The following is a 12,607-nucleotide window of genomic DNA, read 5'->3' as shown; positions in this document are numbered from 1 at the left end:
GGGGGGGGGGGGGGGGGCCCGGGGGGCCGGGCGGCCGCGGGGGGGGGGCGGCCCGCCCCCCCCCCCCCCCCGCCCGCGGGGGGGGGGGGGGGGGCCCCCGCCCCCCCCCCCCCCCACCGTCGTCTCCGGGGTTCTACCGCGGCAGCTGCGGCAGCACCTTCGTCCGGTAGAAGTCGAAGAAGCCGCGCTGGTCCGGGCCGATCTGGTTGACGTAGACCACGTCGAAGCCCGCGTCCACGAACGCGGTGAGGGCGGACACGTGTTCGTCCGCATCGTCGCCGCACACCCTGTTCTCCCGCACCATGTCCTCCGAGACCAGCGGCATCAGCTGCTCGAAGTGCATCGGCGTCGGCAGCACCTGCCCCATCTCGCCGGGCAGCAGCTCGTTGGACCACAGCTCGCGGACCGTCCGCACGCACTCCTCGCGGTCCGTGCCGTAGCAGACCTTCGCGCCCCCGCTCACCGGCTTGGCGCCGCCCCCGCCCTTGCGGAACTGCGTCACCATCGACTCCTCGGGCATCATCGTGATGTAGCCGTCGCCGACGCGCGCCGCCAGCGCCGTCGCCTCGGGCCCGAAACCGGAGATGTCGATCGGGATCGGCTCGTCGGGGATCGTGTAGAGCCGGGCGTTCTCCACCTTGTAGTGGGTGCCGTAGTGGGTGACCTGCTCCCCGGTGAACAGCCGGCGCATGATCTGGATCGCCTCTTCCAGCATCTCCAGGCGCACGGTCGTGGGCGGCCAGGGATCGCCGAGGATGTGCTCGTTCAGCGCCTCACCCGTGCCCACGCCGAGCCGGAACCGCCCGCCGATCATCACCGCGCTGGTCGCGGCGGCCTGCGCCACCACCGCCGGGTGCATCCGCACGGTCGGGCAGGTCACCGCGGTCTCGACGGGCAGCGACACCGCCTCCGAGAGCGCACCGATCACCGACCACACGAACGGGCTCTGGCCCTGTGCGTCGTTCCACGGGTGGTAGTGGTCCGAGATCCACAGGCGCTGGAAACCCGCCTGCTCGGCCATCCTCGCCTGTTCGATCAGATCCGCGGGGCCGAACTCCTCGCACGAGAGGAAGTAGCCGTACTCGGTCATGGGTGAACCTCCGGGGAGGGGGTACCGCGTCGGTCCCCCGCCGGGTAACCGTGCGGGACAGGGGCGAAACGCCCGCCCGGCGGCGTTTGGGCGCCCTGACCTGGGGGACGCGGAAGGTCTCGCACGGGTGGCGCATCCGTGCGTCCGCCAGGCAGACGACGTACGCGCGAGAACGCCGGAGGCGAATCGTGAGTCGACCCCGCATCCTGATCGTCGGTGCCGGATTCGCCGGGTACCGGACGGCCCGCACCCTGGCCCGGCTGACCCGGCACCGGGCCGACATCACTCTGCTCAACCCGACGGACTACTTTCTGTACCTGCCCCTGCTGCCACAGGTGGCCACCGGCATCCTGGAACCGCGACGGGTCGCCGTCTCGCTCTCCGGCACCCTGCGCAACGTCCGCCTGGTGCTCGGCGAGGCCGACGGCGTCGACCTCGACGCGCGCACCGTGCACTACACCGACCCGGAGGGCAACGGCGGCACCCTCGGCTACGACCGGCTCGTCCTCGCCGTCGGCAGCGTCAACAAGCTGCTGCCGATCCCCGGCGTCTCCGAGCACGCCCACGGCTTCAGGGGCATGCCCGAAGCGCTGTACCTGCGCGACCACGTGACCCGCCAGATCGAGCTGGCCGCCACGTCCGACGACCCCAAGACCTGCGCCGCGCGCTGCACCTTCGTGGTGGTCGGCGCCGGCTACACCGGAACCGAAGTCGCCGCGCAGGGCAAGCGGTACACCGACGCGCTCGTGCGCAAGCAGCCACTGCGCCAGGGCATCGAGCCGCGCTGGATGCTGCTGGACATCGCCCCGCGCGTGCTGCCGGAGATGGACGAGCGGCTCTCCCGCACCGCCGACCGGGTCCTCAGGCGGCGCGGCGTCGACGTGCGGATGGGAACCTCCGTGAAGGAGGCCACGCACGACGGAGTCCTGCTGACCGACGGGGAGTTCGTCGACACCCGCACCCTGGTGTGGTGCGTCGGCGTACGCCCCGACCCGTTCGTGGAGGGCCTCGGCAAGCCCCTGGAGCGCGGCCGGCTGCTCGTCGACCCCTACCTGCAGGTGCCGGGCCACCCCGAGGTGTTCGCCTGCGGCGACGCGGCTGCCGTACCCGACCTGGAGAACCCCGGCCAGTACACGCCGATGACGGCACAGCACGCCTGGCGGCACGGCAAGGTCTGCGCGCGCAACGTCGCCGCCTCCCTCGGCATCGGCTCCCGGCGCGCCTACCGCCACCGCGACCTGGGCTTCGTCGTGGACCTCGGTGGTCCGCAGGCCGCCGCCGCCCCGCTCGGCGTGCCGCTGTCGGGGCCGCTCGCCTCGGCCGTCACGCACGGCTACCACCTCGCCGCGATGCCCGGCAACCGCATCCGGGTCGCCGCCGACTGGCTGCTGGACGCCCTCCTGCCGCGCCAGGCCGTCCAGCTGGGACTGGTGCGCTCCTGGTCGGTGCCGCTGGAGTCGTCGTCCCCCGAACTGGCTCGCGTACCGGGAGGAAACGGCAACGGCAACGCCAACTCGGGCAAGGAGGAACAGACATGAACAGCCGTCAGCTCACCGAACTCGCCCAGCAGCTGCGCGTCGACAGCGTCCGTGCCTCCGCGGCGGCCGGCTCCGGGCACCCCACCTCCTCGATGTCCGCCGCGGACCTGATGGCCGTCCTGCTGGCCCACCACCTCCGCTACGACTTCGAACGGCCCGCCCACCCCGCGAACGACCGGTTCGTCCTCTCCAAGGGGCACGCCTCACCCCTCCTGTACGCCGCCTACAAGGCCGCGGGCGCGATCAACGAGACGGAGCTGCTCACCTTCCGCAAGCTGGGCAGCCGCCTGGAGGGACACCCCACACCGCGCCGGCTGCCCTGGGTGGAGACGGCCACCGGCTCGCTCGGCCAGGGACTGCCCGTGGGTGTGGGCATCGCGCTCGCCGGGCAGCGACTCGACCACACCGGCTACCGCGTGTGGGTGCTGTGCGGCGACAGCGAACTCGCCGAGGGCTCTGTCTGGGAGGCCGCCGAGCACGCCGGGTACGAGCACCTCGACAACCTGATCGCGATCGTCGACGTGAACCGGCTCGGCCAGCGCGGACCCACCCGCCACGGCCACGACCTGGACGCCTACGCGCGCCGCTTCAAGGCCTTCGACTGGCACACCGTCGAGGTCGACGGCCATGACGTCGAGGCGGTCGACCGCGCCTTCGCCGAGGCGGAGTCCACCGTCGGACAGCCCACCGTCATCCTCGCCCGCACCCTCAAGGGCAAGGGAGTCACCGCCGTCCAGGACCGCGAGGGCCAGCACGGCAAGCCGCTGCCGGACGCCGACGAGGCGATCGCGGAACTCGGCGGCGTACGCGACCTGCGCGTCGAGGTGCAGGGACCGCCCGCCTCGCGCATGCTGCACGCCGTGGGGGGCGGCCACCTGGAGCTGCCGCGCTACGACATCGGGGACGAGGTCCCCACCCGTGACGCCTACGGCCAGGCGCTCGCCGCGCTCGGCAACGCGCGTGGCGACGTCGTCGCCCTCGACGGCGAGGTCGGCGACTCCACCCGATCCGAGTACTTCGGCAAGGAGCACCCCGAACGCTACTTCGAGTGCTACATCGCCGAACAGCAGATGGTCGCCGCCGCCGTCGGCATGGCCGCGCGCGGCTGGGTGCCGTACGCCTCCACCTTCGCCGCGTTCCTCACCCGCGCCCACGACTTCGTGCGCATGGCCTCGATCAGCGGCTCCGGCATCAACCTCGTCGGCTCGCACGCCGGCTGCGCCATCGGCCAGGACGGCCCCTCGCAGATGGGCCTCGAGGACCTGGCGATGTTCCGCTCGGTGTACGACTCGACCGTGCTGTACCCCTGCGACGCCAACCAGACCGCCCGGCTCGTCGCCTCGATGGCCGGCCGTGAAGGCATCCGCTACCTGCGCACCTCGCGCGGGAAGACACCGGTCATCTACGGGCCCACCGAGGAGTTCCCGATCGGCGGCAGCAAGGTGCTGCGCGCCTCCCACGAGGACCGGCTCACCATCGTCGCCGCCGGGGTCACCGTCCACGAGGCGCTGAAGGCCGCCGACGCCCTCGCCGGACAGGGCATCCGCGTACGGGTCATCGACCTCTACTCGGTCAAGCCCGTCGACCGCGAGACCCTGCGCGAGGCCGCCGACCGCACCGGCTGCCTGCTCACCGTGGAGGACCACCGCGAGGAGGGCGGCCTCGGCGACGCGGTGCTCGACGCCTTCCTCGACGGGCGGCCCGTACCGCGTCTGGTGCGCCTGGCCGTCCGTACGATGCCGGGCTCGGCGACCCCCGCGGAGCAGCTGCACGCCGCCGGCATCGACGCCGAGTCGATCGCGGCCTCGGCGCGGCTGCTGGTGGAACACGCCGTGGTGCCGTGAGCGAAGGGAGCCACATGAGCAGCACGCGGACCGTGCGGGCCGGCCGCCGCACGGTCGAGGTGCACCGGCCGGACAAGGTGCTCTTCCCCGGCGCCGGGGACGGGGACGGGGAGGGCAAGGAGTACACCAAGGCCGATCTGGTGGCGTACTACCGCTCCGTCGCCCCCTTCATGCTGCCGCACCTGCGCGGGCGGCCCCTGATGCTGGAGCGGCACCCGGACGGCGTGGACGGGCCCCGCTTCATGCAGAAGAACACACCGGAGCACTACCCGGACTGGATCCACCGCGTCGAACTCCCCAAGGAGGGCGGCACCGTCTGCCACACCGTGTGCGACGACACCGCCACCCTCCTCTACCTCGCCGACCAGGCCTGCCTCACCCTGCACCGCTGGCTCTCCCGCGCCGACCGGCTCCAGCGGCCCGACCGGGTCGTGTTCGACCTCGACCCGGCCGACGACGACTTCGGGCAAGTGCGCGAGGCCGCCCGGCTGACGGGGGAGCTGCTGGACGAACTGCGGTTGCCGTCCGGCCTGATGACGACCGGTTCGCGGGGCCTGCACGTCGTCGTGCCGATCAGCGGCGACCACGACTTCGACGAGGTACGGGAGTTCGCGAGGGACGTCGCCGACGTGCTCGCCGCCGCCCACCCCGGCCTGCTCACCACCGCCGCCCGCAAGAAGGACCGCGGCGACCGCCTCTACCTCGACGTGCAGCGCAACGCGTACGCGCAGACCGCGGTCGCCCCCTTCACCGTACGGGCGCTGCCGGGCGCACCGGTCGCCACGCCGCTGTCCTGGGGCCAGTTGGACGACCCGGATCTGAACGCCCGCCGCTGGACCGTCGCCGACGCGGTGGACCAGGCCCGCACCGACCCCTGGGCGGACGTGCCGCCCCGGGGGCGTTCCCTCGCACGTGCCCGGCGGCGGCTCGACGACCTGCACGGTTGAAAGCCGGTCGAAGCCCTCGGACAATCCGAAGGTTTGGCCAACGCCCTTGTGGCCACCCGGTGGTGGAGGTGGCCATGTCGAACACATCACGTACACATTCACGGAACTCCCCCGAGAACAGCGACCGGGCGGACGGCCGGCTGAGCCCCATGGAGGTGCTGCGCCATGCGCGCGCCCAGTTCACGGAGCTCACCGGACTGACCGCCGAATCCGTGTCGTCCTTCGAACCCACCGAGGACGGCTGGACTCTCGAGATCGAGGTCCTGGAACTCGCCCGGGTCCCCGACACCATGAGTCTGCTCGCGAGCTATTCGGTGGACGTGTCCGCCGACGGCGAGCTCACCGGATACCGGAAGGTTCGCCGCTACGAGCGCGGGAGGGCCGACACACGCAGGGGCGGCGGCAGCTAGCCCGCCGCACGCACCGAGACACAGACAAGGAGGGCCGGTCGGCATGACCGTTGTCCCGGCACAGCAAACTTCTTCAGGCGGCTCCAGCGGCCTGTACGACGTCCTGGAACTCGTCCTCGACCGAGGGCTCGTCATCGACGCGTTCGTCCGCGTCTCCCTCGTCGGCATCGAGATCCTGAAGATCGACGTACGGGTGGTCGTCGCCAGCGTCGACACCTATCTGCGCTTCGCCGAGGCGTGCAACCGGCTCGACCTGGAGGCCGGCCCGCGCAAGAACCCCGGACTGCCCGACCTGGTCGGGGAGATGACGGAGTCCGGCGCACGCGGCAAGTCCAAGGGCGCGCTGTCCGGCGCCGCCGAGACCATATCCGACGCCTTCCGGCAGGCCCGCGAGGAGGCCCAGTCCGAACCGAGCCGGCGCAGCCGTAAGTCGACGGCCTCGCGCGAGAAGAAGGAGGAGCAGGAGTGAGCACGTACGTCTACGGCATCGCCGCGGCCGACCACCCCTCGCTCCCCGACGGCATGGGCGGGGTCGGGGACCCGGCCCGGACGGTGCGCATCCTGAAGCGGGGCGAACTGGCGGCGATCGTCAGCGACGCCCCCGAAGGGCTGCGCCCCAAGCGCCGTGACCTGCTCGCCCACCAGAACGTACTGAGCGAGGCGGCCGCGGGCGGGCCGATCCTGCCCATGCGGTTCGGCAGCCTCGCACCGGACGACGACGCCGTCACCGGCGTCCTCGAAGAGCGCGCCGACCACTACCGGGAGCGGCTCGGCACCCTGGACGGCAAGGTCGAGTACAACATCAAGGCCAGCCACGACGAGGAGGCCGTCCTGCACCGCGTGATGGCCGAGAACCCGGAGGTCCGGTCCCTGGCGGAGGCCAACCGCAAGGCGGGCGGCGGAAGTTACGAGGAGAAGCTGAAGCTCGGCGAGATGGTGGCGGCCGCGGTGCAGAGCCGCGAGGCCGAGGACGCCAGGGAGCTCCAGCGCACCCTGGAGTCCGCCGCCGAGGCCGTCAGCGTGGGCCCCGAGTCCACCGGCTGGCTCGCCAACGTGTCGTTCCTGGTGGCGCGTGACACGGCCGACACCTTCCTGGCCGCCGTCGAACAGCTCCGCAAGGCGCATCCGCACCTCGACGTGCGCGTCAACGGGCCGCTGCCGCCGTACAGCTTCGTCGAGCCGGGGCCGTCCGAGCCCGCGGGCAGCCAGACGGCCGCCGCCCAGGGGTGAGCGCATGGGCCTGATCGGTGAGGTGCTGATGCTGCCGTTCGCCCCGGTGCGCGGCAGCCTCTGGGCGGTGAGACAGGTGCTCGCCGAGGCCGAGCGACAGTACTACGACCCCGCGGCCGTACGCGCCGAACTCGCACGGCTGGAGGAGAGGCTGGACGCGGGGGAGATCGACGAGGAGGAGTTCGACCGGCTGGAGGACGCGCTTCTGGACCGGCTGGAGACCGGTCTGGGCCGCGGCCCTGGAACAGCCGACGGGACGACACGATGAACCGACTGGAACTCGGCCTCGCCCTGGGCATCGCCTACGCCCTGGGACGCAGGAGCAGAACGAAGACCCTGGAGACGACCCGTACGGCAACGGCCGGCCGCGACCCGGCCGTCGAGCGCCTCGAGCAGGAGGTGCTGGCCTATCTGCTGACGCGGGCCCAGCCCCTGCTGGCCGCCCTCGGGCGCAGGCTCGGCGCGCTCAGCGTCAGGCTCAACGGCATCGCCGAGGGCAACAGCCCCGCGCTCAGGCGGGTCGCACTCGTCGTGGGCCGCCATGTCACCCGGAGCCGGGCCCGGTCGCTCCCCGCGGCCGGGCCCGAGCCCCGGGAACTCGAGGAGGGGAGCGGCCCATGACCACCCCAGGACGACTGCCCGACCCCTACGGGCAGGGCGGCGGCGCCAACCTCGCCGACATCCTCGAACGCGTCCTCGACAAGGGCGTGGTGATCGCCGGCGACATCCGGATCAACCTGCTCGACATCGAACTGCTCACCATCAAGCTCCGCCTCGTCGTCGCCTCCGTCGACCGGGCGAAGGAGATGGGCATCGACTGGTGGGAGACCGACCCGGCGCTCTCGTCCCGCGCCCGCCAGAACGAACTGGCCCGCGAGAACGCCGAACTGCGCGACCGGCTGGCCGAACTGGAAGGCGCGCGCGGCGAGAAGGAGGCATCGTGAACGGACTGCGGTACGTGTACGCCGTCTGCCGCCCCTTTCACGCGGCGCTCGAGGACGGCCCGGCGGGCGTCGCGGGCGTGCCGCCCAGGCAGTTGGCGCACGACGGCCTGGTCGCCGTCGTCAGCACGGTCCCGGAGCGGGACTTCGCGGAGGAGCCGCTGCGCGCCCATCTGGAGGACCTGGACTGGTTGGCCGTCACCGCCCGCGCCCACCAGGGCGTCGTGGACGCGCTCACCGCCGTCACCACGCCCCTGCCGCTGCGGCTCGCCACGGTGTTCCGCGACGACAGCGGCGTACGCGCGATGCTCCAGGAGCGGGCGGACGACTTCCACCGCGCCCTCGACCGTCTGGACGGCCGGGTCGAATGGGGCGTCAAGGTGTACTCACAGGCGGAACACACGCAGGGACAGGCGCAAGGTGCGGAAAGCCAGGGAGGGGTGGAAGAGGCCCACAATTCCTCCCAGCCGCCGCGGAAACCGGTCTCCGGCCGCGACTACCTGCGCCAGCGCCGTGTGCGCCAGCAGGCCCACGAGGAAATCCGGGAGAACACCGAACGGTTCGCGCGGCGACTGCACGAGAATCTTTCCGCCTGCGCCGAGGATTTCCGGCTGCACGCCCCGCAGAATCCCGCGCTCTCCGGTTCTTCCGGTCGCAATGTGCTCAACGCGGCTTATCTCGTGCCGCGTTCCGGTTCCGAGGCGTTCGTGACAAAGGTGGAGCAGGAGAAAAGCGGAATTACCGGGGTTCGGGTCGAACTCACCGGGCCCTGGGCGGCGTACTCGTTCAGTGGCGTCGAAGGTCGGGAGGGGGCGTGACCGCCGGCGGACTTCAGCACCGTCAGGTCGCCCTGGTGGATCTGCTCGACCGGCTGCTGGCCGGCGGCGTCGTCATCACCGGCGACCTCACCCTGCGCATCGCGGACGTCGACCTCGTCCGCATCGACCTCAACGCGCTGATCAGCTCGGTCGGCGACCAGGTGCCGGCCCCCTGGCCGGAGGAGTGGTGACATGGGCAACGGACGCAACCGACTGGACCTGGAACCCGACACCGTGGAGCGTGACCTGGTCAAGCTCGTGCTGACCGTCGTCGAGCTGCTGCGCCAGCTCATGGAGCGACAGGCGCTGCGCAGGTTCGACACCGGCGAGCTCACCGAGGACCAGGAGGAGCGCATCGGGCTCACCCTGATGCTGCTCGAGGACCGTATGGCTCAGCTCCGGGAGCGCTACGGACTGCGGCCCGAGGACCTGAATCTGGACCTCGGGCCGCTTGGATCGTTGCTTCCGCGGGAGTGATCGCCGAAGGATCACGGGAATCAGGTGCCCGGGCGGATCACCGCCCGGGCACCGCCGATTCACCAGCGATACCATCGGCCCCGTCCGCCGGCCGCCGTAGTGCCGCGGGCCAGGAAGCCCACGAGCCAGACGACCAGCACCGCAAGGGCGATCCACCACAGTGCCTTCACGGCGAATCCGACGCCGAAGAGAATCACGGCCAGAAGAAGAACGAGCAGGATCGGAACCATAGTCACACCTCCTGCTATCCAGGTTTCCCGAACAGCGGGAATCAGGCCTCTTTTCGGCAGAGAATTTCTCCGTGCAGCACCGAGAACCATCCGTCCTCGTGCCGGCCCCATTCCCGCCAGGCCGCCGAAACGGCCCTCAGGTCCTCCTCGGTCGCATGGCCACCACCCGTCGCCCGGTCGGCGTACGCCGAGGCGAGCGTACGGTCCGCCCACAGCCCGCTCCACCAGGCCCGCTCCTGAGCGGTGGCGAAGGTCCAGGTGCCGGAGGTGGCGGTGACGTCCCTGATGCCCGCCCGCAGCGCCCAGGACTTCAGGCGCCGCCCCGCGTCGGGCTCCCCGCCGTTGGCGCGGGCGACCCGCTCGTACAACTCCAGCCAGTCGTCCAGGCCCTGCGACGCCGGGTACCAGGTCATGGCCCCGTAGTCGGCGTCGCGCGCGGCGATGAAACCACCCGGCCGGGTGACCCGGTGCATCTCGCGCAGCGCCTGCACCGGGTCACCCACGTGCTGGAGCACCTGGTGGGCGTGGACCACGCAGAACGTGTCGTCCGGGTAGTCCAGCGCGTGCACGTCCGCGACCGCGAAGTCCACGTTGGTGACTCCGCGGGCGTCGGCCGCCGCCCGCGCCTGGTCCAGGATCTCCGGGGCGCGGTCGACGCCGGTGACATGGCCGTCGGGAACCAGGGCCGCCAGGTCCGCGGTGATGGTGCCCGGCCCGCAGCCGATGTCCAGGATCCTCATGTGCGGCTTCAGCGAGCCGAGCAGGTACGCCGCGGAGTTGGCGGCGGTCCGCCAGGTGTGCGAGCGCAGCACGGACTCGTGGTGGCCGTGCGTGTAGACGGCCGTCTCCTTCGGCATGACGATCCTCTTCCCCTCGTACGGACCCGGGCGTCGCCGCGGGCGGTACGCGTCACGGTAGGCGATCGAGCCGAATAATGAGACGGCCGTCTTGCGATATGGACAGGCTTGGAATCTGGAGATGCCGGTCGCGGAGGTGCCGGGAGCCCCTGAACACCGGCGGCGCAGGGGTCAGTCGGCGGGAAGCGGGCGGTAGACGGTCAGCGCCTCGGGAAGGGCCTCGAGGGTCACCTCGCCCTCGACGGCGGTGACCTCTCCGTCGTAGGCGAGGAGGGTGCCGGGGGCGACCCCGTCCAGGTGCAGTCGTCGGACCCGTAGGGCCGCGTGGAACGGCGAGCGCGACAGCGGACCCGCGAACGCGGCCGCCAGCAGACGGGCGGCGGGCCGGCGCCCGCCGTGCACGACCCGCACGTCGAGCAGCCCGTCGGCCAGGTCGTAACGGCGGCCGGGCACCAGGCCCATGCGGTGGTAGGTGCCGTTGCCCGCGAACAGCAGCCACAACGGGTGGGTCCGGTCGCCGACGCGTACGGCCAGGGGGTGGCGGTCGGCGCGCAGGACGCGCCAGGCGGCGAGCACACCGGCCGGCCAGCCGCCGATCCGGGGGGACCAGCGTTCCCGCTCGCGCACCAGCTCCGGGTACACGCCGAGGCTGCAGGTGTTGAGGAAGCAGCCCTGGGTCTCACCCGAGGTGAACCGGCCCACGTCGACCCGGACGGCGTCGCCCCGCGTGAGGGCGCCCACCAGGTCACGGGGATCCTCCACGCCGAGGTCCAGGGCGAAGTGGTTGAGGGTGCCGCCGGGGAGCACGGCGAGCGGGAGGCCGTGGCGCAGGGCGACGCCGGCCGCCGTGTTCACCGTGCCGTCGCCGCCGCACACGCCGAGGACGCGGGCGCGGGCGGCCGCCTTCTCCAACTCGGTGCGCACCTCGGGCGGTTCGCACTCCACGGTCTCCGCGCCGGGGAGCGCGTCCGTGAGGGCCTGTACCCGTTCCCAGGTCGCCGCGCCCTTGTTCACGACGACCACGAGCCCTGTGCCGTCGCCGAGCGCGGGCGCGAGGGGTTCCGGCGAGGCGGCGGCCTCGAGGGAGCGCCGGCGGTCGGGCGGCGGCAGCAGATCGCGGGTCGGGACGAGGCCCCGTACGGCGTAGGCGGCGCCCACACCGAGGGCCGCGCCCGCGAGGACGTCGCTCGGGAAGTGGACGCCGGTGTAGACACGGGAGACGGCGACGGCGGTGGCGAGCGGCGCGACGGCGGCACCCCAGCCACGCGACTCCAGCGCGACACCGGTGGCGAAGGCGGCGGCCGAGGCGGAGTGACCGGACGGGAAGGAGGTCGTGATCGGCTGCCGCTTGAGCCGGCGCACGGCCGGCACCGGATCGAGGACGGGACGGGGGCGGCGGACCGAGCGCTTGCCGAGGGTGTTGATGGTGGCGGAGGCGAGCGCGAGGGAGGCGACACCGCGGACGGCCGCGCGGCGGGCCCGGGGGCTGCGGGTGGCGGCGAGGGCGGCGGCGGTGGCGAACCACAGCACACCGTGGTTGGCGGCCCGGCTCAAGCGGGGGAGCAGGGGGTCGGCGCCGGGCCAGTGGCGGGCGGCGACGGACTCGAACAGTCGGCAGTCGAGGCCGAGGAGGCGGTCGCGGAGGGGGTGGGGGCCGGGTGGCCGGGTGGTGAGGTCGACATCAGGGCTCATGGCCCTGCGGGTACCCCGACGAAGGCTTTTCGCCCCCGCCGCCCCTACCCGTCCCGTCCCCGGGGGCCGCGCCCCCAGACCCCCGCCATCGGCCTACGGCCTCGTCCTCAACCTCCCCCAAGCTCTTCGAGCAGGGGGACCCCCAGACGGGCTGAGTGGTGCCCACCGACGCCGACACATCAGGCCCTCCGGCGGAAAGTCAGCCCCTCCGGCGTTTGAGGAGCGGGGGTCCGGGGGCCGGCCGCCGGAGGGGGTCTGGGGCGGAGCCCCACGAGGGGTGCGGGGGGACGCAGTCCCTGGCGGGGTTCAGGGGCGGAGCCTTTGGTGGGGTTGAAGGGGCGGAGCCCCGCGAGGGTGCAAGGACGCAGTCGCGCGAGGGGTGTGGGGGCGGAACCCCGCGAGGGGTGCGGGGGACGCAGTCCCCGGCGGGGTTCAGGGGCGGAGCCCCTGGTGGGGTTGAAGGGGCGGAGCCCCTGGGGGTGGGACGGGTAGGGGCGGCGGGGGCGAAAACCCTTTGCTCGGCTTCGGCGCGG

At 72.5% G+C, this 12,607-nt stretch carries 16 protein-coding genes; 12 read left to right on the top strand and 4 right to left on the bottom strand.

Translation table 11 applies throughout. From position 1 onward, the window contains the following. Positions 1–133: 133 nt before the first annotated feature. Complete coding sequence (locus ACIRC0_RS04740; RefSeq protein ID WP_403611209.1) at positions 134–1,090, bottom strand: LLM class F420-dependent oxidoreductase; 957 nt, start codon at positions 1,088–1,090, stop codon at positions 134–136. 188 nt (positions 1,091–1,278) lie between these two features. Here ACIRC0_RS04740 and ACIRC0_RS04735 point away from each other — a divergent pair, with 188 nt between their 5' ends. From ACIRC0_RS04735 to ACIRC0_RS04680, 12 genes are all read left to right on the top strand, one after another. Beyond that, complete coding sequence (locus ACIRC0_RS04735) at positions 1,279–2,628, top strand: NAD(P)/FAD-dependent oxidoreductase (RefSeq protein ID WP_403611206.1); 1,350 nt, start codon at positions 1,279–1,281, stop codon at positions 2,626–2,628. Further along, positions 2,625–4,472, top strand: coding sequence for a transketolase (locus tag ACIRC0_RS04730; RefSeq protein WP_403611204.1), 1,848 nt, complete (start codon positions 2,625–2,627; stop codon positions 4,470–4,472). The genes ACIRC0_RS04735 and ACIRC0_RS04730 overlap by 4 nt, the downstream gene beginning before the upstream one ends. Positions 4,473–4,486: 14 nt before the next feature. Then, positions 4,487–5,419, top strand: coding sequence for a non-homologous end-joining DNA ligase (gene ligD / locus ACIRC0_RS04725; protein WP_403611201.1), 933 nt, complete (start codon positions 4,487–4,489; stop codon positions 5,417–5,419). Positions 5,420–5,493: 74 nt separating this feature from the next. Beyond that, entirely contained in the window at positions 5,494–5,829 is a 336-nt protein-coding gene (locus tag ACIRC0_RS04720) for a gas vesicle protein (protein ID WP_403611198.1), read from the top strand. Between the two features lie 43 nt (positions 5,830–5,872). Then, positions 5,873–6,298, top strand: coding sequence for a gas vesicle structural protein GvpA (locus tag ACIRC0_RS04715; RefSeq protein WP_403611195.1), 426 nt, complete (start codon positions 5,873–5,875; stop codon positions 6,296–6,298). After that, a complete protein-coding gene (locus ACIRC0_RS04710; protein ID WP_403611193.1) occupies positions 6,295–7,059 on the top strand; it encodes a GvpL/GvpF family gas vesicle protein in 765 nt (254 codons plus the stop codon). Before ACIRC0_RS04715 ends, ACIRC0_RS04710 begins: the two co-directional genes overlap by 4 nt. Positions 7,060–7,063: 4 nt before the next feature. Continuing rightward, a complete protein-coding gene (locus ACIRC0_RS04705; RefSeq protein ID WP_103843337.1) occupies positions 7,064–7,327 on the top strand; it encodes a gas vesicle protein GvpG in 264 nt (87 codons plus the stop codon). Next, positions 7,324–7,680 carry a hypothetical protein gene (locus tag ACIRC0_RS04700; RefSeq protein WP_403611190.1) on the top strand — a complete coding sequence of 119 codons (357 nt, stop codon included), beginning with the start codon at positions 7,324–7,326 and terminating at the stop codon, positions 7,678–7,680. Before ACIRC0_RS04705 ends, ACIRC0_RS04700 begins: the two co-directional genes overlap by 4 nt. After that, positions 7,677–8,003: a gas vesicle protein gene (locus ACIRC0_RS04695; protein ID WP_263232963.1), complete on the top strand. Its 327-nt coding sequence runs from the start codon at positions 7,677–7,679 to the stop codon at positions 8,001–8,003. The genes ACIRC0_RS04700 and ACIRC0_RS04695 overlap by 4 nt, the downstream gene beginning before the upstream one ends. Beyond that, entirely contained in the window at positions 8,000–8,818 is an 819-nt protein-coding gene (locus ACIRC0_RS04690; RefSeq protein ID WP_403611187.1) for a GvpL/GvpF family gas vesicle protein, read from the top strand. Before ACIRC0_RS04695 ends, ACIRC0_RS04690 begins: the two co-directional genes overlap by 4 nt. Further along, positions 8,815–9,009, top strand: coding sequence for a gas vesicle protein (locus tag ACIRC0_RS04685; protein ID WP_403611184.1), 195 nt, complete (start codon positions 8,815–8,817; stop codon positions 9,007–9,009). The genes ACIRC0_RS04690 and ACIRC0_RS04685 overlap by 4 nt, the downstream gene beginning before the upstream one ends. A gap of 1 nt (position 9,010) precedes the next feature. Further along, entirely contained in the window at positions 9,011–9,295 is a 285-nt protein-coding gene (locus tag ACIRC0_RS04680; RefSeq protein WP_403611181.1) for a gas vesicle protein K, read from the top strand. 59 nt (positions 9,296–9,354) lie between these two features. On the opposite strand, the gene ACIRC0_RS04675 is transcribed toward ACIRC0_RS04680, so the two are convergent. From ACIRC0_RS04675 to ACIRC0_RS04665, 3 genes are all read right to left on the bottom strand, one after another. Next, positions 9,355–9,525, bottom strand: a complete 171-nt coding sequence (locus ACIRC0_RS04675) for a hydrophobic protein (protein ID WP_200417980.1) — start codon at positions 9,523–9,525, stop codon at positions 9,355–9,357. 41 nt (positions 9,526–9,566) lie between these two features. Continuing rightward, complete coding sequence (locus ACIRC0_RS04670) at positions 9,567–10,382, bottom strand: class I SAM-dependent methyltransferase (RefSeq protein ID WP_403611178.1); 816 nt, start codon at positions 10,380–10,382, stop codon at positions 9,567–9,569. Positions 10,383–10,553: 171 nt separating this feature from the next. Continuing rightward, positions 10,554–12,074, bottom strand: a complete 1,521-nt coding sequence (locus tag ACIRC0_RS04665; RefSeq protein ID WP_403611176.1) for a bifunctional phosphatase PAP2/diacylglycerol kinase family protein — start codon at positions 12,072–12,074, stop codon at positions 10,554–10,556. Positions 12,075–12,607: the final 533 nt, after the last annotated feature.

This window comes from Streptomyces sp. NPDC093984, assembly GCF_044764595.1.
GTDB lineage: Bacteria > Actinomycetota > Actinomycetes > Streptomycetales > Streptomycetaceae > Streptomyces > Streptomyces cynarae.
Note: the sequence above shows the minus strand (reverse complement) of the source record. Positions and strands in the feature narration are given on the sequence as shown.